The organism is Bradyrhizobium sp. UNPF46, assembly GCF_006658625.1.
GTDB lineage: Bacteria > Pseudomonadota > Alphaproteobacteria > Rhizobiales > Xanthobacteraceae > Bradyrhizobium > Bradyrhizobium nitroreducens.
The window spans coordinates 1-22203 of the sequence record NZ_LFJB01000099.1; the positions used below are offsets into that span (position 1 = coordinate 1).

The following is a 22203-nucleotide window of genomic DNA, read 5'->3' on the forward strand; positions in this document are numbered from 1 at the left end:
TGAATCAGAACCGAAGCTCTAGATTCTTGTTTTGACGCGTTTTCTTCACGCGAACCGGTGTCCACTTCGCTCGAAAACGCTCTAGCTAGCTCTCTTCCGCGCAAGCCAGATCACATGGCGCGCACCGCCGCCCCTGCCGGTGGCGCGGACATTGACTTCGTTCACGTCGAAGCCCGCGGTCCGAAGGCGCTTCGTGAACGCCGGGTTGGGTCCCGACGACCAGACCGCGAGCACGCCGCCGGGCCGCAGCGCCGCCTTTGCAGCTTTCAGCCCGCTCGCACTATAGAGCGCGTCATTGCCCTTGCGGGTCAAACCTTCCGGCCCATTGTCGACATCGAGCAGAATGGCGTCGAAGGCCGAGCTCTTGGCACGGATGACTTCGCCGACGTCGATTTCCCGGATGTTCACCCTGACATCATCGAGGCTGTCGCCGAAGACCTCGGCCATCGGCCCGCGCGCCCAGGTGACCACCGCGGGCACCAGCTCGGACACCACGATCTTCGCCTTGGGCCCGAGCACCGTGAGCGCGGCACGCAGCGTAAAGCCCATGCCAAGGCCACCAATGAGGATAACGGGCTTGGCGACGGTCTCGATCTGCTTCGCCGCGAGCGTTGCAAGCGCGGCTTCCGAACCGGACAGGCGATTGTTCATCAGCTCGTTGGTGCCGAGCTTGATGGAGAACTCCTTGCCCCGCCGCATCAGGCGGAGCTCCTCGTCGGAGCCGGGGATCTTAGTGGTGTCGAGCTTTTCCCAGGGAATCATGGGCGACGTTTAGCACGATCAGGCGAACAATCACCCACCCGCCCAGACGTCCAGCACATAGCGGTTCTTCGTCCCCATCTCCTCGATCCAGCGTGCGCTGGCGGCGGCATCGCTGCCGCTCTTCTCGCGATGGATCGCGACCAGTGCCGCCTTCACGTCGGGCTCCATCTTGCTACCGTCGCCGCAGACATAGATGATCGCGCCCTGCTCGATCAGCGGCCATACCCTGTCCTTCTGCGCGGCGAGCACATGCTGCACATAGGTCTTCGGCCCGTCGCTCCGCGAGAACGCCGTGAACAGCTCGGTGATGCCGCTTGCCGCGAGCGCCTTCAGTTCCTCCGCATAGAGAAAATCCTGATCGGGATGGCGGCAGCCGAAGAACAGCATCGCCGGCCCCAGGGTTGCACCTTTCGCCTTGCGCGCGGCGCGCTCCTGAAGGAAGCCGCGGAACGGCGCGAGACCCGTACCGGGGCCGATCATGATGATCGGCACCGACGGATCGTCGGGAAGCCGGAAGCCGGCCTTGGTCTCGCGCACGGTCGCGTAGATCGTATCGCCCACCCGGCGATTGGCGAGATAGTTCGAGCAGATGCCTTTATAGGTGCCGCGGCCGGAGGCGGCCGGGCCTTCGACCACGCCGACCGTGACGCTGCAGCGCGCCGGATCCACCGACGGCGAGGACGAGATCGAGTAATAGCGCGGTGCCAGCAGCGAGAGCATTTCCAGATAGACGTGGAACGGCAGTTCGCAGGCGGGATATTCGAGCAGCAGATCGAACACCGATTTGCGCTTGGCGAGGATCTCGCCGCGATACCGCTCGAGCGGCTCCGTCTCCTCGCCGACGAAGGCCAGCAGCTTCGGCTTGGTGACGGGGCAGCGGGTGTGCTCGGCCATGATCTGGATCTGCTTGCGGGTCGCGACCTGCTGCAGCTCGACGAACTCGCTGAGCAGGCGTCCGACCGACACGGCCTCGCCGACCGGCAGCTGTGCGCGGCGGCCCTCCGTGACCCGCAGCCTGATCTGGTCGGCCGGCAGGAAGCCGAAGCGGCGCGCCACCGAATCCACCAGCGTCGGGTCGTTGCGCGGGACGACGCTGAGGTGATCGCCGACGCGGTAGCCGACATTGGCCGGCAGCTGCACCTCGATATGGCGCGTCGAGCGCTCCGACGGATTGGGCCCAGCCTTGTTCTGAAGCTCGTCGTTGGCGAGCACCTTCATCGCCACCGCGCCGCCCTGAGCGACGATGGTATTGACGGCGGTGACCGCGACCGGCTCGATCGCATAGAGGGGATCGTCCTCGGCGGTGCGGGTGAAATTCCAGTCGATGCCGAATTCCTTGGTCGCGACCTGCGCTGCCGCCGGGAACCACTTCTGGAACTGGCCGTCGAGATCGCTGCGCGCATCGCCCTCGCCGCGCGGATAGACCGCGCGCGCGCCATGCGCCGACAATTGCTCGTCGATCAGGCGCGGGACCGATTGATAGGTTGCGGCCCAATCGCTGTTGCCGCAACCGAACACGGCGTAGCGGACCCCGGCAAAGGCATCCTTCGGCAAGTCGCCGCCGAGCCATTTGACGAACTGTGTCGCGTTGTCGGGCGGCGCGCCGTTGTAGGAGGCGCAGATGATCAGCACGCCGCCCTCCTGCGGCAGCTTGCCGACGTAATCGTCGAGCGGCCCGAGATGCACGGCAAAGCCGTTGATCTCGGCGAGGTCGGCCATGCGCGTCGCGAGCTCCTCGGCGGTGCCGAGATTGGAGCCGTACAGCACCAGCATCGGCGTATTGTGGCCGGGCCGGGCCGTCGGCTGACGCGGCGCCTTCGGTGCTGAACCGGCCGCCGCAATCGGCCCGCCATAGGCACCGCGCTCGCGATCGGCGCGCGGACGCACCCTGATCTTGAAGCCTTCCGGCTTCATCGTCAGGGTTTCCTTCAGGTGCATCTGGTAGCGCTGGTGATCGATCAGCTTGAAGCGCTGCAGGATCATGCCGAGCGCGAGCGCGGCCTCGTGCATGGCAAAGCCGCGGCCGATACAGGCGCGCTGGCCGTTGCCGAACGGCTTCCAGGCATTGATCGGCCGCTTGGCTTCCGCCTCGCGACTGAAATTCTCGGGGTCGAAGGCATCGGGATTGGGTCCCCAGACCGAGGGATCGCGATGCAGCGCGGTCACCAGGATCGTGGTGAAGGTGCCCTTCCGAAGCTTGTACTTGCCGCTGCCGATGGTCTCATCATTCAGCGGCGAGATGCCATAGGCCGGCGCCGGCGGCCACAGCCGCAACGCCTCCTTCAGGATCTGGGTGATGTAGGTGAGCTGCGTCACCTGCTGATAGGTCGGCTTGGCATTGACGTCGGGCCCGAACACGCGGTCGACCTCGTCATAGGCCTTCTTGAGGATCTCCGGATGCTTGAGCAGCGCATAGAGCGTGTAGGACAACAGGCCGCTGGTGGTTTCATGGCCCGCGATCAGGAAAGTGTTGATCTGGTAACGGATGTTGACGTCGTCGAGCTGCTCGCCGGTCGCGCGATCGACCCCGGTCATCATCGCGGCGAGCATGTCTTTCTTGTCGTCGATCCCCTCCGCGCTCTTGCGGCGCTCGGCGATGATCTCGTCGACCATCTTGTTCATGAAGGCGACGTCTTCGGCGAGCGTCTTGCGCCGCTTCTGCATCCAGATCTGCTCAAACGGCAGACCGCGCGTCATCATGATGGTTTCGAGCGAGCGGACCAAGGACTCGACGTAGGGGTGATAGTCGCTCCGGTAGAAGGAATTGAAGCGGTAGTCGAAGCCGCACAGGCCGATCGTATCCAGCGTCAGCGCGGTCATGTCGTGCACGACGTCGATCTCGTCGTCGGCGTTGAGCCGCTCCCATTTCTGGACCAGCTGCTCGGCGATGTCGACCATGCTCGGGTGGTAGGACTGCATGGCGCGGTTGCCGAACGGCTGGAGCAAGATGTTGTGCGCCTTGCTCCAGTTCGGCTCCTTGGTATCCGCGGTGAACAGGCCGTCGCCGCCGACCGCACGCACGCGCCGCAACGCGCCGCGCACCGTCTTGTCGAACCGCTTCTCGTCGGAAAGCTCGTCGACGAGATCATGGCCGGAAACGACGACGATCGGCGAGCCCATCATGTCCAGCCAGAAGATCGGACCGAGCTCCTTGGCGAGCCGCGTCAAATGCTGCACGGGGGCGGCCGAATCCAGCGACAGCATGTTGCCGACCACGGGCTTGGTCGGCGGATGCGGGATCGGGTCCAGACGATTCTTGGTTGACATTAAAAGTGCTTCCCCCTGACTCGATATTCAACGTCGTCATTGCGAGCGAAGCGAAGCAATCCAGAAATATCCGCGGAGACAGTCTGGATTGCTTCGTCGCTTCGCTCCTCGCAATGACGAGTCACCCAAACCGCCTTCTACGCCATTCGATCAGCTTGGCGCTGACCTCTTCCGGCTTCTCCTGCTGCGTCCAATGGCCGCTGTCCTTCACCAGATATTTCTCGAGATCGCCGATCAGCTTCTCCATGCCGTCCGCCGCCGAGGGCGGCAGCACAGCATCGTTCTCGGCCATGATCATCAACGACGGCACATGGATATGATGATCCAGTCCCTTCGCGCGTTCCCAGTTGTGCGTGAAGTTGCGATACCAGTTGATGCCGCCGGTGAAGCCTGTTTTCGTGAACGTGTCGACGAACACCTTCTTCTCGTCGGCCGACAGGATCGGCGTTCGCGGATCGACCTTGGCATCGTAGGCCGCGATCATCTGCGGAAATGCCAGATTGGTCTTTGCCGAGGCGCCGACACCTGCGATCGGCGGCTCGTCCGGTTTCGCCGCCGGCCGCGCCAGCGGCTTGCGCATGAAGGCGTCGAAGGTCTGTTCGACCCGGCTGCCGAAGATCCTGTCCGGCTCGCGCGCGGGATCCTGGAACTGGACGATATACATCTGGTCGCCGTAACGCTGGCGGAACAGGGCAATGGGATCGATCGGCGCGCGGTCCCAATGCGGGGTGTTGACGCCGACTACGCCGGCAACGCGCGAGGGGTGTCGCAGCGGCATCTGCCAGACCACGAAGCCGCCCCAGTCGTGACCGACGAAGATCGCCTTGTCGATCCCGAGATGATCGAGGAGACCGACGAGATCGCCGGTCAGATGCTCCATGTCGTAGTCCTCGACCGGCTCCGGCCGGTCGGTCGCACCATAGCCGCGCTGGTCCGGGGCGATCACCCGGATGCCGGCCTCGCTGAGCGCCTTGATCTGATGACGCCACGAAAAGGCGAGCTCGGGCCAGCCGTGGCACAGCACGATCGGCGGCTTGTCGTCGACTGGGCCCGCCTCGTAATAGCCCATGCGGATTCCGTTCGTCTGCGCGAACTTGAGCGGCGGCATTTCAATCATCGCAATTTTCCTGGCAACATTCCTACTCGGCGGCGCCCTTGATGTCCGCCACCGGCGGCGCATAGGCCGCCTCCAATGCGGCGAACTCCTCCGGCAGCATGTCGCACATCACCTGCACATGCGGAATGATGTTGGCGCCGACGATGAAGCCGAAATCGAGCTGGTCGCGGTAGCTCTGCACGGTGATGTTGAGCGCCTGCCCGTGCGTCGAGATCGACACCGGGAAGATGTGCAGCAACTCCGCGCCGGCAGCGTAAAGCGTCTGCCGCGGCCCGGGCACGTTGGACACCGTGATGTTGGCGGCCGGCGGCAGCACGTCCGAGAGATTCGAGCGGCTGTAGAGCAGCGCCAGGATCTGCACCATGATCGGTGCGCCCAGCATCGAAATGTTGGAGACCTGCGGCATCAGCGCACGCAAGGGATGCGACATCTCCTTGGACTTGGTCGACTGCGCGATGATGGCCTCCAGCCGCGCCTTGGGATCGTCGATGTTGGTTGCGATCGAGCAGATCATGCCGAACACCTGGTTGTTGGCCTCGGTGTTGCCCTCCTCGCGCAGCGAGATCGGCACGGCGGCGGTCAGCGATTTCGCCGGCAGCGTGCCATATTGCTGGAGGTAGCGGCGGACCACGCCGGAAGCGAGCGCGAGCACGACGTCGTTGAGCTTGCCGCCGGCGAGCTTCGCCAGCGCCTTGGAGCGCGACAGCGAGATCGACACACCGGCGAAGCTGCGCTCCGACGAAATGGTCTTGTTGAGCATGGTCGGCGGCGACACCATGCTGGCGAGGCTCTCGCGCGACTTGGGATCGGAGACCTTGCCGAGCACCTCGGACACGCTCTTGACCATGGTCGGGATGTTGCCCGCGAAGCGCACCGCGCTCTCGATCTGGTACATCGCATTGTCGAACAGGATGGAGCCGATGTCGCTCTTGCCGGTGCGCGGCAATTGCAGGTTCTGCGCGGCCTTGCCGGCATCGAGCGGCTGGTTGAACAGCTGCTGATAGGAATCGAGCAGGTTCGCGGCGATGTCGCGCGGCTCCTGCCCAGGCTTTGCTCCCGCCGCCGGAGGCTCGACCTTCCGCGGGATCGGCGAGATGTCGTAGATCATGTTGGTCAGCGCTGCACCGGCACCGCCGTCGATCGCGGCATGGTGCATCTTGGAATAGAGCCCGACCTCGTTGTCCTTCATGCCCTCGAACACGTAGAACTCCCAGAGCGGGCGGGCGCGGTTGAGCAGCTTGGCGTGCATCCAGCCGACGATGCGCTCCAGCGTGGCGCGGTCGCGCGGCTGCGGCAGGCTGGCGCGGAAGATGTGGCGGTCGATGTCGAACTGGTCGTCCTCGACCCAGGAGGGATGATCGATGTCGAGCGGCGCCTTCTCCAGGCGCGCTTTCAGGATCGGCGCGATATGCAGGCGCGAGACGATCATCGCCTTGAAGTCTTCGAAGAAGTCGCCCTTGTAGTCGTCGGGCAGGCGAAAGATCGCCATGCTGCCGACATGCATCGGCATCTCAGGCGTCTCCAGATAGAGAAACGACGCGTCCAGCGACGACAGCTTCTTACCGTCAGCCATAGTTCCCTCCCGCAACGATTTGACGGGCGCCTTCTGGCGCTTCTCGTCAGGCCGATATTGCCTGCTCCGGCGGGGCATATGCAATGGCAAACGGGCCTGCCCGGTCAAATGGCGAGAACTCTCCTTCCGGTTGCGCCAACCGGTCCGCCACGGCCCATAGCGCCGCGGGGTTCACCCCGAGCCCGATATGGCTCGCCAGGAGCACTTCGATGTTCTCGGCCCGATCGGAGGGACGGAGCAGACAGGTCCGCCAGTTCACGACGCCGTCGGCGCGCGAGTAAATCGACGTCGCCGGCACCGGCAGATCGCCGGCGATCGCCTCGCGCGCTTCCGCAAGATCCTCGACCCGTTCCCCCGACAGCGCCTCGTAGAGCCGCGTGGCGTTGGTTGCCCGCACGTCGTTGGCAAACGGGCTGCCGAGCGTGATGACATAGCGGACCATGTCGGGCGCCCAGAGCGCGAGATCGCGGGCATAGACGCCGCCGAGGCTCCACCCGATGAGGCTGACCTTGCGTCCGCTCGCGCGATGGATCTCGGCGAGACGGGCACGCAAGGCGTCCCGCATCCGCCCAAGGCCGCCGAGATTGCGGCCCATCCGCCAGGCCTGCGCCTCATAGCCGAGCGCGCCGAGATAGCGGCGCATCGGCGCCATCGAGAGATCGCTGGCGAGGAAGCCCGGCAGGGCCAGCACCGGATGGCCGTCGCCCCGCGGCGCCCGCATCAGGATGGGCGACAGCAGCAGGCTCGCATTGAGCTCGAACAGGCCGCGGGCTTCGGCCAGCAGCAGGCCGAGACCCGGCGGACGAAGCCGGCCCGTCTCCTGCGTGCCCTCCGGCCCGGGCGACACTATTTTTTCTTGTCGCTGCTGCGCGTGCCGCCGAGCCCGGCCATGGTGACGAACATGTCCTGGAAGCGTTCGGCGATTTTCGGATCGAAGGTGAACCAGCTCTGGATCAGCGATTCCGGCGAGACCTTCTCGATGTTGCTGAGCACCTGCTGCTGCAGCTTGTCCATCACCGCCGTTTGCATCGGCGCCACGTCGGGCAAACCGAAGAACTGGCGGGCCTCGAGGGGGGTGCAGTCGATTTCGATGTTAACTTTCATGTCCCCTCCAGAAGAGATTCGAGCGGCCTGACCGAGTATCGCCGCGAGTTGTGGTGCGACGCAAGCGACCTGATGCAGGCGCGACGTGACCCGTCCTGCAATCGGCCGATATGGTCAACCAAAGTCGAAGGGGAGATCCCCCATGCCCGGCAGCACGGTCAGCATTGCTGCACAGCGGTGCAACTTGGCGCGTTCCTTGCTGGAATGGCGCTTGCACCGGTCGAGAACTCTGGGCAACATGGATCAATCAGGCCGCCGAACAATCAAAAATCATCGGCTGGGCAGTGTGGAGAGGGTCAAGAATGTCATTCGGTCGAACTCTGTTTGCGGCGACGCTCGCCGGTACGCTTGCGTTGACGGTCACGCCGGCGTCGAGCCAGACGCTGCGTTATGCCAACCAGGGTGACCTGAAATCCCTCGACCCCTACACGCTCAATGAGAGCACCACCCACGCCCATCTCGGTCACGTCTATCAAGGCCTCACCGCGCGCGACAAGGACCTCAAGATCATTCCGGCGCTGGCGGAAAGCTGGGAGACGCCGGAGCCGACCCGCTGGCGCTTCCATTTGCGCAAGGGCGTGAAATTCCACAACGGCGATCCCTTCACCGCCGACGACGTCGTGTTCTCGGCCGATCGCGTCCGCAAGAAAGGGTCCAATATGCAGACCCGCCTCGCGCCCGACGTGAAGGTCGTGAAGGTCGACGACTATACCGTGGACTTCGTGCTGCCCTCGCCCAATCCCATCCTGCACAATTCGTGGGATGTCTGGTACATCATGGACAAGAAATGGGCCGAGGAAAACAACGTCGTCGATCCGACGCCGGTTGCGGCGACCACGCCGAGCTACGCCTCGCTGCACGAGAACGGCACGGGCCCCTTCATGATCGAGAGCCATCAGCCCGGCGTGAAGACGGTCTTCAAGGCCAACCCCAATTACTGGGGCAAGATGGAAGGTAATCTGAAGGAGATCATCTTCACCCCGATTTCCTCCGACGCCACCCGCGTCGCTGCGCTGCTTTCGGGCGAAGTCGACGTCATCGAGCCGGTGCCGATCCAGGACATCTCCCGCGTCGATTCCAGCCCGAACGCCCAGGTGCTGAAGGGACCGGAGCTGCGCACCATCTTCATCGGCTTCGACCAGACCCGCGACGAGCTGCTCTATTCAAACATCAAGGGCAAGAACCCGTTCAAGGACGCCCGCGTCCGCGAAGCCTTCTACAAGGCGATCGACATCGAGCTGATCAAGACGCGCGTGATGCGCGGGCTGTCGACTCCCTCTGCCCTGATGATCGCGCCGGAACTGTTCGCGCTGTCCAAGGAGTTCACGCGGCCGAAATTCGACCCTGAGGGCGCCAAGAAGCTCCTGACCGAGGCCGGCTACCCCGACGGCTTCGAAGTCACCATGGATTGCCCGAACGATCGCTATGTCAACGACGCCGCGATCTGCCAGGCCGTCGTCGGCATGCTTGCCCGCATCGGCGTCAAGATCAATCTCCTGGCGCAGCCGAAGGCGCAGTACTTCGCCAAGGTGCTCAAGCAGGGCGGCTACCAGACCTCGTTCTATCTCCTGGGCTGGACGCCGAGCACGATGGACTCGCACAACGTCCTCTACGACATCATGGGCTGCCGCGATGATGCGAAATCCTCACGTGGCGAGGCCAATCTCGGCGGCTATTGCAACAAGGAATTCGACGCCATCACCGACAAGGTCCTGGTCGAAACCGATACTGCCAAGCGCAACCAGCTGATAAAGCAGGCTTACGAAATCAGCATCAAGGACTGGGCCTACATTCCGCTGCATCAGCAGGCGCTGGCCTGGGGCGTCTCGAAAAAGGTCAACCTGCCGCAGCGTGCGGACAATCTGGTCATGTTCCACTGGGCAACCAAGAAGGAATAGCGTCAGTTGAACACGAGGTCCCGGCAGCGTAAGGCTTCCGGGACCTTTCCTTTTCCGGCCGACAAAACCGTCGGCTGCACGCACACCCAAGGATAGTGGAAGGCATGCTCGCTTTCACTCTTCGCCGCGCCGTTCAGGCCATCGGCGTCATGTTCGCCGTTGGCATCATCGCCTTCTCGATGTTCCGTTTCGCCGGCGACCCCGTCAACCAGATCGTCTCGATCGACACATCGGCGGCCGAACGCGAAATCGTGCGCAAGTCGCTCGGCCTGGACGACCCCGTGCCGGTGCAATTCATGCGCTATTTCGCCGACGCCGCGCAGTTCAAGTTCGGCGTCTCCTACCAGTTCCGCCAGCCGGTCTCGACGCTGCTGATGGAGCGTATGCCTGCTACGCTGGAACTGGCGATCTGCGCCACCGTGTTTGCGATGGTGTTCGGCATCCTGATGGGCGTCTATTCGGCGCTCCGGCGCGACACCCTGCTGGCCAAATTATTCCAGGCGGTTTCGCTGATCGGCATCTCGCTCCCGACGTTCCTGATCGGCATCCTGCTGATCTATCTGTTCGCCGTGACCTTGGGCTGGCTGCCCTCGTTCGGCCGCGGCGAGGTGGTCAAGCTCGGCTGGTGGAGCACGGGCCTGCTCACGCTGTCGGGGCTGAAGGCGCTGATCATGCCCTCGATCACGCTCGGCCTGTTCCAGATGACCTTGATCATGCGGCTGGTGCGCGCGGAGATGCTGGAAGTGCTGCGAACCGACTACATCCGCTTTGCCCGCGCCCGCGGGCTGACCACGCGCGCCATCCATTTCGGCCACGCGCTGAAGAACACGCTGATTCCCGTGATCACGGTTGCCGGGCTCCAGTTTGGCTCGGTTATTGCATTTTCGATCATCACCGAAACCGTGTTCCAGTGGCCGGGCATGGGACTTCTGTTCGTCCAGGCCGTGCAAAACGTCGATATCCCGATCATGGCCGCCTATCTGCTGATGGTTTCGCTGATCTTCGTCACCATCAATCTGGTGGTCGACCTCCTCTATACCGTGGTCGATCCGCGTCTGCGCGCGACCGTCGGCCGCGCCTCATAAGGAAGCCCTGCATGTCCGACGCAGTCGCCTCCAATCCCGACAAGTCGAGCGCGCCGCCCGCGCATGCCGGCCGCAGCTGGCTGAGCCGCGCGCTCGACAGCGACATCTTCTATTCGTTCCGGCGCTCCAAGCTGACCATGGTGGCGGCGGCCATCACCGTGCTGTTCTTCCTGCTCGCGATCTTTGCCTCTGCGCTCGCGGTGCAGAACCCCTTCGATCCGGCGCAGCTGCAGTTGATGAACTCGCGCATCTCGCCGCTGTGGACCGCCGACGGCCAGAGCCCGTTCCTTCTCGGCACCGACGAGCAGGGCCGCGACGTGTTCTCCGCCATCCTCTACGGCATGCGCATCTCGCTCGCCGTGGGCGTGGCCGGCGTGATCTTCGCCGGCGCGCTCGGCATCGCGCTCGGCCTGATCGCCGGCTATTTCGGCGGCGCGGTCGATGGCGTGATCATGCGGATCGCCGACGTGCAGCTCACCTTCCCCGCCATCCTGATCGCACTGCTGGTGAACGGCATCGCCAAATCGATCTTCGGCAACCGGCTGGATGCCACCAGCATGCTGGTTGTGCTGGTGATCTCGATCGGCCTGAGCTTCTGGGTTGGCTATGCCCGAACCGTGCGCGGCTCCGTGATGGTCGAGAAGAACAAGGACTATGTGGCCGCCGCGCAGCTGATCGGCCTGCCCGCACCGAAGATCATGCTGCGGCACGTACTGCCGAACACGATGGGGCCGATCCTGGTCATCGCCACCATCAACCTTGCGCTCGCCATCATCACCGAGGCAACGCTGTCCTTCCTCGGCGTCGGCCTGCCCGACACCATGCCTTCGCTGGGCACGCTGATCCGCATCGGCAACAATTATCTGTTCGCGGGCGAATGGTGGATCGTTGCCTTTCCCGGCCTGGCGCTGGCCGGGCTGATCCTGTCGATCAACCTGCTCGGCGACTGGCTGCGCGACGCGCTCAACCCGAAACTCCGATGAGCACCATTTCGATGAGTACGCCTCGCTCATGACCGAACCCATCCTCTCCGTGCGCAACCTTCAGGTCGAGTTCGCCTCCCGCCGCGGCACGCTACGCGCCATCGACGACGTCTCCTTCGACATCGCCAAGGGCGAGGTGTTAGGGGTGGTCGGTGAATCCGGCGCCGGAAAATCCGTCACCGGCCTTGCCGTGATCGGCCTGATCGATCCGCCCGGCCGCATCTCGGGCGGCGAGATCCGCCTGTCGGGCCTGCGCGTCGACAATCTGCCGCCGGAAGAGATGCGCCGCATCCGTGGAAAGCGGATCGGCATGATCTTCCAGGACCCCCTCACCTCGCTCAATCCGCTGTACCGGGTCGGCGACCAGATCGTGGAGACGATCCGGACCCACCTCAATCTGTCCGAGACGGCCGCCCGGCGCCGTGCCATCGACCTGCTCGCCGAGGTCGGCATCCCCGCGCCGGACAAGCGCATCGACGGCTATCCGCACGAATTCTCCGGCGGCATGCGCCAGCGCGTGGTGATTGCGCTGGCGATCTGCGCCGAGCCGGAGCTGATCATCGCGGACGAGCCGACCACCGCGCTCGACGTCTCCGTGCAGGCGCAGATCATCTCGCTGATCAAGCGGCTCGGACGCGACCACGGCACCGCGGTGATGCTGGTGACCCACGACATGGGCGTGATCGCCGAGACCTCGGACCGCGTCGCGGTGATGTATGCCGGCCGCGTCGCCGAGATCGGCCCGGTCCAGGATGTAGTGAAGAACCCGCTGCATCCCTATGCCAAGGGCCTGATGGGCGCGATCCCGACGCTTGCCGGCGAGGACAAGCGCCTGGTGCAGATTCCCGGCTCCATGCCGCGGCTGTCGGCGATCCCGCGCGGCTGCTCGTTCAATCCGCGCTGCGAGCTCGCGTTCGATCGCTGCCGGGTCGAGCGGCCCGAGCCGCAGCCGCGCGGCGCGCAATCGGTTGCCTGCCATCTCTATGACAGCGTGCCGGCGGAGAGCGCGGCATGAGCGCCCCTTTCGTCCAGGCCACGAACCTGCGCCGCGTCTTCGACGTCTCGAAGCCCTGGCTCAACCGCGTGCTCGAAGGCGGGCATCTCGAGTTTCTCAAGGCGGTCGATCACGTCACCTTCGACATCCGGAAGGGCGAGACGTTTGCGCTGGTCGGCGAGTCCGGATCGGGCAAGACCACGGTGGCGCGGATGGTCGTGGGCCTGCTGCCGCCGAGCGCGGGCGACGTCCTGATCGACGGCGTCTCGATGACCGATCCGCGGCAAGCTCAGGCGCGGCGCAAGTTGCGACGGCGCATCCAGATGATCTTCCAGGATCCCTATGCGAGCCTGAACCCCCGCTTCCGAGTGGACGCAATCATCTCCGAGCCGATCCGCGCCTTTGACCTGATCCAGGGCGAGCGCGACATCCAGGCCCGCGTCGGCGAGCTGCTCACCCTCGTCGGCCTGCATCCCGACGACCGGCTGAAATTTCCGCACGAGTTCTCCGGCGGCCAGCGCCAACGCATCGCAATCGCCCGGGCGCTCGCATCGGATGCCGAGTTCATCGTTTGCGACGAGCCGACCTCGGCGCTCGACGTCTCCGTGCAGGCGCAAATCCTGAACCTGATGCGCGACCTCCAGGACAAGTTCGGTCTGACCTACATGTTCATCAGCCACAACCTTGCCGTGGTCCGCCACATGGCGAGCCGCGTCGGCGTGATGTATCTCGGCCGCATCGTCGAGATCGCGGAGGGACGCGAGCTGTTCGCCAATCCGCGCATGCCTTACACCAAGATGCTGCTCGGCGCCGTGCCCGATCTTGCCATGAGCGGCCGCCAGCGCATTCCGGTGAAGGGTGAGATCCCGAACCCGATCAATCCGCCGTCCGGCTGCGCCTTCAATCCGCGCTGTCCGCTGGCGTTCGATCTCTGCCGCAAGGAGACGCCGGAACTGATCGACGGTGTCGCCTGTCACGCGGTGAACACCGCGCCGGTCCCGGCGTGACGCACGCGTGCCATGCGGCCTGTGCATTTGGCATCCCAGCACGGGCTGTGATCAATTGCGCGCGCCGCAAATGAGGTAAGCCATGGCCAGCAACGTCAATCCAGATCCCTTTACGACGCGCCCCGAGATCGAGGGCACGTTCGGGGTCGTCGCCACCACGCACTGGATCGCGACCGCCGTCGGCATGGCCATCCTCGAAAAGGGCGGCAATGCTTTCGACGCCGGCGTCGCCACCGCCTTCACACTCCAGGTGGTCGAGCCGCATCTCAACGGCCCCGGCGGGGACGTGCCGATCATCGTCCACGACGTCAAGCGCGGCCGCACCGAAGTGATCTGCGGCCAAGGCCCGGCACCGGCGCGCGCCACCATCGCGCATTACAAGAGCGAAGGCCTCGACATGGTGCCGGGCACGGGCCTGCTCGCCGCCTGCGTCCCCGGCACGTTTGAATCCTGGATGATGCTGCTGCGCGACTACGGCACGATGCGCGTGCGCGACGTGCTGGAGCCCGCGATCTCCTATGCCCGCGACGGCTATCCGCTGGTCGAGCGCGCCTGCGCCACGATCCAGACCGTCGAACAGCTGTTCCGCAAGCATTGGCCGACCTCGGCCGCCGTCTACCTGCCGAACGGCGAAGTGCCGAAGCCCGGCACGCTGTTCACCAACAAGACGCTGGCTGCGACCTACGCCCGCATTCTCAGCGAGGCCGAGAGCGGCGGCGGTGGCCGCGACGCCGAGATCGAGCGAGCGCGCAAAGCCTGGTCGCAAGGCTTCGTCGCGGAAGCCATCGACAAATTCTGCCGTACCCAGGAGGTCATGGACGTCAGCGGTTCGTCACATCGCGGCGTGCTTTCCGCCGACGACATGGCACGCTGGGAGCCGACGGTCGAGGCCCCGCTCACCTACGATTACGGCCGCTATACCGTCTGCAAGGCCGGCGTCTGGAGCCAGGGCCCCGTGACATTGCAACAGCTCGCGCTGCTCAAGGGCTTTGCCCTCGACGGGCTCGATCCGACCGGGCCGGAGTTCATCCATCTCCAGATCGAATGCGCCAAGCTCGCCTTCGCCGACCGCGAGAAATTCTACGGCGACCCCAAGTTCAGCGAGATCCCGATCTCGACGCTGCTGTCGGATGCCTACAACGACGAACGTCGCAAGCTGGTGACCGAGAAAGCTTCGCTCGACCTTCGGCCCGGTGCGGTCGAGGGTTTTGGTGGCGTGGTCAAGCTGCGCCGCGCCGAAGGCCAGCGCGAGGCCGTCGGCGCACTCGGGGCCGGCGAGCCAACCGTGGGGCGCTTCGGCGAGGTGCGCGGCGACACCGTGCATTTCGACATCATCGACAAGGCCGGCAACATGGTGTCCTCGACACCGTCGGGCGGCTGGCTGCAATCGTCGCCGATCATTCCCGAGCTCGGTTTTTGCCTCGGCAGCCGCGCACAGATGTTCGATTTGGAGGAGAACCAACCGAGCTCGCTCGCGCCGGGTAAACGGCCGCGCACGACGCTGTCGCCGACCATGGCGCTGCGCGATGGCGAACCCTACCTCGCCTGGGGCTCGCCCGGCGGCGACCAGCAGGACCAGTGGATCACGCAGTTCTTCCTGCGCCACGTCCATTGCAATCTGAACCTCCAGGAAGCCATCGACGCACCGGCCTGGCACTCCGAGCATTTCCCGATCTCGTTCTGGCCGCGCACCGCCCGGCCGGGCGTGCTCGTGGTCGAGAACCGCGTCCCCAAAGCGACCATCGAGAATCTTCGCGAGCGCGGACACATCGTCGAGGTCGGACCGGACTGGTCGGAAGGGCGCCTCACCGCCGCTTCGCGCGTCGGTGTGCGGCGGCGCGCCGCCGCCAATCCGCGCGGCATGCAAGGCTACGCCGCCGGACGCTGAAGGCAGCACATGACCTGGTCGATCATCGCGCGAGACCCTGCCACCGGCCAGTTCGGCATCGCGGTCGCGACCCGCTTCTTCGCCGTCGGCGCGCGCGTGCCGTATATTGCGGCCGGCCTCGGCGCCATCGCGACGCAGGCCTTCGTCAATCCCTATTACGGTATCGACGGCGTCAAGCTACTGCAGGAAGGCCTGAATGTGCATGACGTTCTCGCCGCGCTGCTCGCCACCGACGATGGCCGCGAAAGCCGGCAGGTTCACATCATGGATGCGAGCGGCGAGATCGCCGCACACACTGGGCGCGACTGCGTCGACTGGTGCGGCCACATCGCAGGCAGCGGCTTTTCGATCGCGGGCAATATGCTGGCCGGCGCCGACGTCCTCGACGAGACCGCCAAGACCTACATCGCCAACGACAGCCTGCCCTTCCCGCGCCGCCTGCTCGCCGCGATGCGCGCGGGCGAAGCCGCCGGCGGCGACAAGCGCGGCAAGCAGTCCGCCGCGCTCCTGATTCACGGCGAGGAGGAATGGCCGGCGCTGGATATCCGCGCGGACGACCATTCCGATCCGATCGGTGAGCTCGAACGGCTCGAACGCGTCAGCCACGAGCTCTGGGTTCACTTCCGGCCGTCCATGCCGACGCGGCAGAACCCGGCCGGCAACACCGATCGCAGCGTCATCGACGCCAGCATCGCAACAGCGCGCGAAAAACGATCATGAGCGCGAGCCCTCTCATCGAGATCAAGGACCTGCGCATCCGCTTCCACGGCGACGACGGCCGCGTCACCCACGCGGTCGACAGCGTCGATCTCAGCGTCGCCAATGGCGCGACACTTGGCCTCGTCGGCGAATCCGGCTGCGGCAAGAGCGTGACGTCGCTGGCCATCATGGGCCTGTTGCCGAAGCAAAGCACGGAAATATCGGGAGCGATCCGCTTCGACGGCTTCGACCTGCTGCAGACACCGGACCAGACCCTGCGCGACCTCCGCGGCAACCGGCTCGCGATGATCTTCCAGGAGCCGATGACGTCGCTCAATCCGAGCCTCACGATCGGTGACCAGATCATCGAGACCATTTTGCGCCATCGCGGCGGCTCGCGCAAAAGCGCGCGCGAGCGGACGGTCGAGCTATTGCGCCGCGTCCACATCCCCTCGCCCGAGCGGCGTATCGACGAATATCCGCACAAGCTCTCCGGCGGCATGCGCCAGCGCGTGATGATCGCGATGGCGCTCGCCTGCGATCCGCGCCTGTTGATCGCGGACGAGCCAACCACCGCGCTCGACGTCACCCTGCAGGCACAGATCCTGGAGCTGATGCGCGAGCTGAAAGCCGCGAGCGGCGCCGCCATCATCCTGATCACCCACGATCTCGGCGTCGTCGCCGAGGTCTGCGACGAGGTCGCTGTGATGTATGCCGGCGAGATCGTCGAGCGCGCGCCGGTGGACGAGCTGTTCTCCGCGCCGCAGCATCCCTATACGGTGGGCCTGCTCGGCTCGATCCCGCGGCTCGACCATCGCACCGCGCAGCTCGCGACGATCGAAGGCATGGTGCCGAACATGGCGCAACCGCCGGCCGGCTGCCGCTTCGCCGCGCGCTGCCCGTTCGTGCTGGACGCCTGCACCGCGGCGGCGCCGCCATTGATCGAAGTCAACCCCGGCCACCTCTCGCGCTGCATCCGCGCGCCGCTCGAACGACTGGTGTCGTGATGGCCTCGTTCTCCCCTCTCCTGCCCCGGGCGCGGTGCAGCACAAGCGAAGCGCCGTGGTGCGCCGCTGAACCGGGGCCCATCGCGCCGCAGACTGGGTCCCGGTTCAGCGTCACAACACTACGTGTTGCGCCGCGCCCGGGACACGAGAACTGCAGCGACGAGGAGCAGACACAATGACTGCGCTGCTCGAGGTCAAGGGCCTGGTCAAGCATTTCGTCGCCGAGCGCTCGCTGTTCGGGCGGCCGCTGGCGCATGTGAAAGCGGTCGACGGCGTGTCCTTTTCGCTCGACGCCGGCAAGACGCTGGCTTTGGTCGGCGAATCCGGTTGCGGCAAATCCACCGTCAGCCGGCTGGTGCTGCGGCTGATCGAGCCGGATGCGGGCTCCATCCGCTTCGAGGGTCGCGACCTGCTCTCGCTCGATGCGAACGCGCTGCGAAAATTCCGCCGCGAGGCGCAGATCATCTTTCAGGACCCTTACGCCTCGCTCAATCCGCGCATGACGGTCGGCCAGATCCTGACCGAGCCGTTGGCCTTGCACGATCTCGTCCCGCCCGCGCAGCGGCGCGAGCGCGTCGCGGAGATCCTGCGGCTCGTCGGGCTGGAGCCGCGGCTGGCGCGGCGCTATCCGCATGAATTCTCCGGCGGCCAGCGCCAGCGCATCGCGATTGCCCGCGCGCTCGCGGTGGAGCCGAAGCTGATCATCTGCGACGAGCCGGTCTCGGCGCTCGACGTCTCGATCCGGTCGCAGATTCTCAACCTGCTGCGCGAGCTCCAGGACAGGCTCGGCCTTGCCTACATCTTCGTCTCGCATGACCTCGCCGTGGTCAAGCACATCGCCGACCACGTCGCGGTGATGAATCTCGGTCAGATCGTCGAGACCGCCGAGGCCGATGCGCTGTTCGCAGCACCAAGCCATCCCTATAGCCGGGCGCTTTTGTCCGCGATCCCCGTGCCTAAACCGCAGGCAAAGCGCAGCCAGATCGTGCTGCAGGGAGAGATCCCCAGCGCGCTCAATCCGCCGTCGGGATGCCGCTTCCACACCCGCTGCCCCTACGTCGTCGAGCGCTGCCGGAGCGAAATGCCTCAGCTGGTCGCGGATGGCATCGGACATGCAACGGCCTGTCACCGAACGTCGGAACTGCCGTCCTCAGCGGCGATCGTCCCGTCCGACGGCGGCTTTTCGCCGATCCTTGAAAAATTGGTCGCTGCCTTCAGCGGCGGCCCGGAAGCAGCACGCGGCGGCGGGGTTAGTTCATTTGGGGCGGACCCCGCCTAGCCCACGAAACAGAGGTTGAGAGCGATGAACTTTGTGCGTTTGACAATCCTGGCGTCGGCTGTGCTGACGTCGCTCGCGAGCGCGGCCCAAAGCCAAGTTCAAGCTCAGACCACGCTTCGCATCGGCATCGCCGAGGACCCCGATATCCTCGACCCCAGCATCGGCCGCACCTATGTCGGCCGCATCGTGTTCTCCGCCTTCTGCGACAAGCTGTTCGATATCGACGAGAAGCTCAACATCGTGCCGCAGCTCGCGCTGTCCCACGAGACCTCGGCCGACGGCAAGGAGATGACGATCAAGCTCCGGCCGGGCGTCAAATTCCACGACGGCGAGCCGCTGGACGCGGAAGCCGCAAAATTCTCGATCGAGCGTCACATGACGCTGCCGACCTCGTTTCGCAAGTCGGAGCTTGCCAGCGTCGACCATGTCGAGGTGGTCGATCCCCTCACCATCAAGCTGGTGCTGAAAACCCCCTACTCGCCGCTGATCGCCCAGCTCACCGACCGCTCCGGCATGATGGTCTCGCCGAAGGCAGCGAAGGAAGCCGGCGACAAGTTCGGCCTGCATCCGGTCTGCGCCGGTCCCTACAAGTTCGTCGAGCGCGTCCAGCAGGACCGGATGGTGTTCGAGAAGTTCGCCGACTACTGGAACAAGGACAACGTCCACATCGACCGCATCGTGTTCCTGCCGATCATCGATTCGACCGTGCGGCTTGCGAACCTGAAATCCGGCGCGCTCGACCTGATCGAACGCGTGCTCGCCACCGACATCAAGGACGTCCGCGCCGATCCCAAGCTGGTGCTATCGACAGCCCCCGAGCTCGGCTATCAGGGCCTGACCATCAATATCGGCAACGACAAGGCCAAGGGGCCGCTCAGCCAATCGGCGAAGGTGCGCCAGGCGCTCAGCCTGTCGATCGATCGCGAGGCCATCAACCAGGTCGTCTTCAACGGCGAGTTCACGCCGGGCAATCAGTGGGTCAGCCCGACGCATCCCTATTACCAGAAGGCGTTTCCCATTCCCGGCCGCGACGTCGCCAAGGCCAAGGCGCTGTTGAAGGAAGCCGGTGTCAGCCTGCCCGTCACCGTCGATTACATGGTCCCCAAGGGCACTGAGTACGAGGCCGTCGCCCAGGTCGTGCAGTCCATGGCCGCCGAAGCAGGTTTCGACATCAAGGTCCGCGTCGTTGAATTCGCGACCACGTTCAAGCAGGCCCAGGCGGGCGAGTTCCAGGTGTTCCAGATCAACTGGAGCGGCCGCATCGATCCCGACGGCAATTCCTACATCTTCATGCGCAGCAAGGCGCCGCAGAACGACGGCGGATATTCGAACCCTGAGGCCGACAAGCTCATGGAAGAAGGGCGGACGACGTCCAACGTCGAGGAGCGCAAGGCGATCTACGCCAAGCTGACAAAAATCCTGCTCGACGATTTGCCGATCATCTACATCTATCACCGCACCCTGCTGATCGCCCACACGACAAAGCTGCAGGGCTACAAGCAGATGCCCGACGGGCTGGTGCGCGTGGTCGGGCTGAAGTTCAAGTGATCGCGACAGCACCCATGGGGCGATCGGCATCATGCTGAACTTCCTCGCCCGCCGCATCGCGCAGATCGTGCCGACGCTGTTCTTCGTGTCGGCGCTGATCTTCTCGCTGCAACAATTGCTGCCGGGCGATCCCGCGCTGGTGATGGCCGGCGAGGAGCGCGATCCCGTCGTGATCGAGCAGATCCGCCAGCAATACAAGCTCGATCAGCCGATCCCCGTGCAATATGTCTACTGGCTCAAGGGGGTGCTATCAGGCAATTTCGGCGAGTCCCTGCGCAACAAGATGCCGGTGCGCGAGCTGATCGCGCAGAAACTGCCGGTGACGCTCCAGCTCGGCTCGATGGCCATCCTGATCGCGTTCTTCATCGGCATTCCCGCCGGTATCGTCTCGGCGGTGAAGAAGGGCACGGCCTGGGACTATGGCGCGAATTTGTTGGCGCTGTGGGGCATCTCGACGCCGAATTTCTGGCTCGGAATCCTGCTCATCTACCTGTTTTCGATCAAGCTCGGCTGGCTGCCGGCTTCAGGCTACGTTCCGCTCACCGAGGACTGGCGCGCGAGTCTTGCCGCCACCATCATGCCGGCCTTCGTGCTCGGCAATGCGATCTCCGCGATCCTGATGCGGCATACCCGCAGCGCGATGCTCCAGGTGCTGGAGAGCGACTATGTTCGCACGGCGCGCGCAAAGGGGCTGTCGGAGCGCTCCGTCATCCTCAAGCATGCTATGCGCAATGCGCTGACGCCGATCATCACGCTCGGCGCGCTCGAGCTCGGCACGCTGTTGTCGGGTGCCGTGCTGACGGAGCAGATCTTCTCCATACCCGGCTTCGGCAAGCTGATCGTGGACGCCGTGTTCAACCGCGACTATGCCGTCGTGCAGGGCGTGGTCCTGGTGACGGCCACGGTCTACATCACGCTGAACCTCGTTGCCGACGTCGCCTATATTCTCGTCAATCCGCGACTGCGGGGCTAGCGCCATGACAGATGCCGCCTTGCCCGCCGCCCCCTCCAGCGCGCACGCGTCCGAGCTGGACAGCCCTGCGCGCCGCGCACGGCGGCGGTTGTTCAAGCGCAAGGCCGCCGTATTCGGACTCGTCGTGATCACGGCGTTCATCCTGCTTGCGGTCCTCGCGCCGCTCGTCGTGCCCTACGATCCCATCGCGACGAGCTGGAGCCTCGTGCGCAAGCCGCCGACCGCCGCGCACTGGTTCGGCACTGACGAGCTTGGCCGCGACATCCTCAGCCGCGTCATCTATGGCGCGCGCGCCTCCCTGCTCGCGGGCCTGATCTCGGTCGCGATCGCGCTCGGCGTCGGCGTGCCGCTCGGCCTGCTCGCCGGCTATCGCGGCGGTTTCGTCGATGCGCTGATCAGCCGGATCACGGATGCGATGCTGGCCTGCCCGTTCCTGATCCTGGCGATCGCGCTCGCCGCGTTCCTCGGGCCGAGCCTCGGCAACGCCATGATCGCAATCGGCATCTCGGCAACCCCGATCTTCATCCGCCTGACCCGTGGCCAGGTGCTGGTCGTGAAGGCCGAGGACTATGTCGAGGCCGCGCGCGCACTCGGCAATCCGCCCTGGCGGATCGCGTTCTCGCACATCCTGCCCAACATCCTGCCGGCGCTGCTGGTGCAGGCGACGCTGTCGATCGCCGCCGCCATCATCGCCGAGGCGGCCCTCTCGTTCCTTGGCCTCGGCCAGCAGCCGCCGGCGCCGTCCTGGGGCAGCATGCTCAACGCGGCACAACGCTTCCTGACCCAGGCGCCCTGGATGGCGATCTGGCCGGGGCTTGCGATCTTCCTCGTGGTGCTATCGCTGAACCTGCTCGGCGACGGCCTGCGCGACGCGCTCGATCCAAGGCAGCGCTAGAGCATTTTCGGTTCTGATTGAATCAGAACCGAAGCTCCAGATTCTTGTTTTGACGCGTTTTCTTCACGCGAACCGGTGTCCACTTCGCTCGAAAACGCTCTAGCAGTCTGCTGAAAAACTATCG

Annotated in this window: 18 protein-coding genes; 12 read left to right on the top strand and 6 right to left on the bottom strand. The window is 65.0% G+C overall.

From position 1 onward, the window contains the following. Nucleotides 1-81: 81 nt before the first annotated feature. From UNPF46_RS33130 to UNPF46_RS33155, 6 genes are all read right to left on the bottom strand, one after another. Nucleotides 82-762, bottom strand: a complete 681-nt coding sequence (locus UNPF46_RS33130) for a spermidine synthase (RefSeq protein WP_142252872.1) — start codon at nucleotides 760-762, stop codon at nucleotides 82-84. A gap of 30 nt (nucleotides 763-792) precedes the next feature. After that, nucleotides 793-4029 carry a bifunctional cytochrome P450/NADPH--P450 reductase gene (locus UNPF46_RS33135; protein ID WP_142252873.1) on the bottom strand — a complete coding sequence of 1079 codons (3237 nt, stop codon included), beginning with the start codon at nucleotides 4027-4029 and terminating at the stop codon, nucleotides 793-795. Between the two features lie 121 nt (nucleotides 4030-4150). Continuing rightward, nucleotides 4151-5146, bottom strand: coding sequence for an alpha/beta fold hydrolase (locus UNPF46_RS33140; RefSeq protein WP_181770231.1), 996 nt, complete (start codon nucleotides 5144-5146; stop codon nucleotides 4151-4153). Nucleotides 5147-5168: 22 nt separating this feature from the next. After that, nucleotides 5169-6719 carry a WS/DGAT/MGAT family O-acyltransferase gene (locus tag UNPF46_RS33145; RefSeq protein WP_142252875.1) on the bottom strand — a complete coding sequence of 517 codons (1551 nt, stop codon included), beginning with the start codon at nucleotides 6717-6719 and terminating at the stop codon, nucleotides 5169-5171. A gap of 46 nt (nucleotides 6720-6765) precedes the next feature. Next, complete coding sequence (locus UNPF46_RS33150) at nucleotides 6766-7566, bottom strand: esterase/lipase family protein (protein ID WP_142252876.1); 801 nt, start codon at nucleotides 7564-7566, stop codon at nucleotides 6766-6768. Beyond that, on the bottom strand, nucleotides 7566-7823 hold the full coding sequence (locus tag UNPF46_RS33155) for a DUF6489 family protein (protein WP_097659465.1): 258 nt from the start codon (nucleotides 7821-7823) through the stop codon (nucleotides 7566-7568). Before UNPF46_RS33155 ends, UNPF46_RS33150 begins: the two co-directional genes overlap by 1 nt. A gap of 302 nt (nucleotides 7824-8125) precedes the next feature. Here UNPF46_RS33155 and UNPF46_RS33160 point away from each other — a divergent pair, with 302 nt between their 5' ends. The 12 genes from UNPF46_RS33160 to UNPF46_RS33215 all read left to right on the top strand — a co-directional run bounded on the left by UNPF46_RS33160 (nucleotide 8126) and on the right by UNPF46_RS33215 (nucleotide 22079). Continuing rightward, on the top strand, nucleotides 8126-9721 hold the full coding sequence (locus tag UNPF46_RS33160; protein WP_142252877.1) for an ABC transporter substrate-binding protein: 1596 nt from the start codon (nucleotides 8126-8128) through the stop codon (nucleotides 9719-9721). A gap of 104 nt (nucleotides 9722-9825) precedes the next feature. After that, nucleotides 9826-10806 (top strand): ABC transporter permease, encoded by a 981-nt coding sequence (locus tag UNPF46_RS33165; RefSeq protein WP_100181455.1) that lies wholly within the window; start codon nucleotides 9826-9828, stop codon nucleotides 10804-10806. Nucleotides 10807-10817: 11 nt separating this feature from the next. After that, complete coding sequence (locus tag UNPF46_RS33170; protein ID WP_100179871.1) at nucleotides 10818-11789, top strand: ABC transporter permease; 972 nt, start codon at nucleotides 10818-10820, stop codon at nucleotides 11787-11789. A 28-nt stretch (nucleotides 11790-11817) separates the two neighbouring features. Next, nucleotides 11818-12804, top strand: coding sequence for an ABC transporter ATP-binding protein (locus UNPF46_RS33175; protein ID WP_142252878.1), 987 nt, complete (start codon nucleotides 11818-11820; stop codon nucleotides 12802-12804). Continuing rightward, on the top strand, nucleotides 12801-13790 hold the full coding sequence (locus UNPF46_RS33180) for an ABC transporter ATP-binding protein (protein WP_142252879.1): 990 nt from the start codon (nucleotides 12801-12803) through the stop codon (nucleotides 13788-13790). The genes UNPF46_RS33175 and UNPF46_RS33180 overlap by 4 nt, the downstream gene beginning before the upstream one ends. 82 nt (nucleotides 13791-13872) lie before the next feature. Beyond that, nucleotides 13873-15678 (top strand): gamma-glutamyltransferase family protein, encoded by a 1806-nt coding sequence (locus UNPF46_RS33185; protein ID WP_142252880.1) that lies wholly within the window; start codon nucleotides 13873-13875, stop codon nucleotides 15676-15678. A 9-nt stretch (nucleotides 15679-15687) separates the two neighbouring features. Continuing rightward, nucleotides 15688-16398, top strand: coding sequence for a DUF1028 domain-containing protein (locus UNPF46_RS33190; protein ID WP_142252881.1), 711 nt, complete (start codon nucleotides 15688-15690; stop codon nucleotides 16396-16398). Further along, nucleotides 16395-17384, top strand: coding sequence for an ABC transporter ATP-binding protein (locus UNPF46_RS33195; protein WP_142252882.1), 990 nt, complete (start codon nucleotides 16395-16397; stop codon nucleotides 17382-17384). The genes UNPF46_RS33190 and UNPF46_RS33195 overlap by 4 nt, the downstream gene beginning before the upstream one ends. A 175-nt stretch (nucleotides 17385-17559) precedes the next feature. Then, nucleotides 17560-18663 (top strand): ABC transporter ATP-binding protein, encoded by a 1104-nt coding sequence (locus UNPF46_RS33200; RefSeq protein ID WP_142252883.1) that lies wholly within the window; start codon nucleotides 17560-17562, stop codon nucleotides 18661-18663. 24 nt (nucleotides 18664-18687) lie between these two features. Further along, nucleotides 18688-20211, top strand: a complete 1524-nt coding sequence (locus UNPF46_RS33205; protein ID WP_142252884.1) for an ABC transporter substrate-binding protein — start codon at nucleotides 18688-18690, stop codon at nucleotides 20209-20211. Between the two features lie 31 nt (nucleotides 20212-20242). Next, entirely contained in the window at nucleotides 20243-21184 is a 942-nt protein-coding gene (locus UNPF46_RS33210; protein ID WP_142252885.1) for an ABC transporter permease, read from the top strand. Nucleotides 21185-21188: 4 nt separating this feature from the next. Continuing rightward, the gene (locus UNPF46_RS33215; RefSeq protein WP_142252886.1) at nucleotides 21189-22079 is read left to right on the top strand and encodes an ABC transporter permease; all 891 of its coding nucleotides are present in this window, start codon (nucleotides 21189-21191) and stop codon (nucleotides 22077-22079) included. The last annotated feature ends 124 nt before the right edge of the window (nucleotides 22080-22203 follow it).

Excerpts from the sequence above, each read along its gene's own strand:
- UNPF46_RS33130 (WP_142252872.1), bottom strand. The coding sequence starts at position 762 with ATGATTCCCTGGGAAAAGCTCGACACCACTAAGATCCCCGGCTCCGAC.
- UNPF46_RS33215 (WP_142252886.1), top strand. The coding sequence starts at position 21,189 with ATGACAGATGCCGCCTTGCCCGCCGCCCCCTCCAGCGCGCACGCGTCC.
- UNPF46_RS33175 (WP_142252878.1), top strand. The coding sequence starts at position 11,818 with ATGACCGAACCCATCCTCTCCGTGCGCAACCTTCAGGTCGAGTTCGCC.
- UNPF46_RS33185 (WP_142252880.1), top strand. The coding sequence starts at position 13,873 with ATGGCCAGCAACGTCAATCCAGATCCCTTTACGACGCGCCCCGAGATC.
- UNPF46_RS33145 (WP_142252875.1), bottom strand. The coding sequence starts at position 6,719 with ATGGCTGACGGTAAGAAGCTGTCGTCGCTGGACGCGTCGTTTCTCTAT.
- UNPF46_RS33135 (WP_142252873.1), bottom strand. The coding sequence starts at position 4,029 with ATGTCAACCAAGAATCGTCTGGACCCGATCCCGCATCCGCCGACCAAG.
- UNPF46_RS33140 (WP_181770231.1), bottom strand. The coding sequence starts at position 5,146 with ATGATTGAAATGCCGCCGCTCAAGTTCGCGCAGACGAACGGAATCCGC.
- UNPF46_RS33165 (WP_100181455.1), top strand. The coding sequence starts at position 9,826 with ATGCTCGCTTTCACTCTTCGCCGCGCCGTTCAGGCCATCGGCGTCATG.
- UNPF46_RS33210 (WP_142252885.1), top strand. The coding sequence starts at position 20,243 with ATGCTGAACTTCCTCGCCCGCCGCATCGCGCAGATCGTGCCGACGCTG.
- UNPF46_RS33180 (WP_142252879.1), top strand. The coding sequence starts at position 12,801 with ATGAGCGCCCCTTTCGTCCAGGCCACGAACCTGCGCCGCGTCTTCGAC.
- UNPF46_RS33170 (WP_100179871.1), top strand. The coding sequence starts at position 10,818 with ATGTCCGACGCAGTCGCCTCCAATCCCGACAAGTCGAGCGCGCCGCCC.
- UNPF46_RS33155 (WP_097659465.1), bottom strand. The coding sequence starts at position 7,823 with ATGAAAGTTAACATCGAAATCGACTGCACCCCCCTCGAGGCCCGCCAG.
- UNPF46_RS33160 (WP_142252877.1), top strand. The coding sequence starts at position 8,126 with ATGTCATTCGGTCGAACTCTGTTTGCGGCGACGCTCGCCGGTACGCTT.
- UNPF46_RS33195 (WP_142252882.1), top strand. The coding sequence starts at position 16,395 with ATGAGCGCGAGCCCTCTCATCGAGATCAAGGACCTGCGCATCCGCTTC.
- UNPF46_RS33190 (WP_142252881.1), top strand. The coding sequence starts at position 15,688 with ATGACCTGGTCGATCATCGCGCGAGACCCTGCCACCGGCCAGTTCGGC.
- UNPF46_RS33200 (WP_142252883.1), top strand. The coding sequence starts at position 17,560 with ATGACTGCGCTGCTCGAGGTCAAGGGCCTGGTCAAGCATTTCGTCGCC.
- UNPF46_RS33205 (WP_142252884.1), top strand. The coding sequence starts at position 18,688 with ATGAACTTTGTGCGTTTGACAATCCTGGCGTCGGCTGTGCTGACGTCG.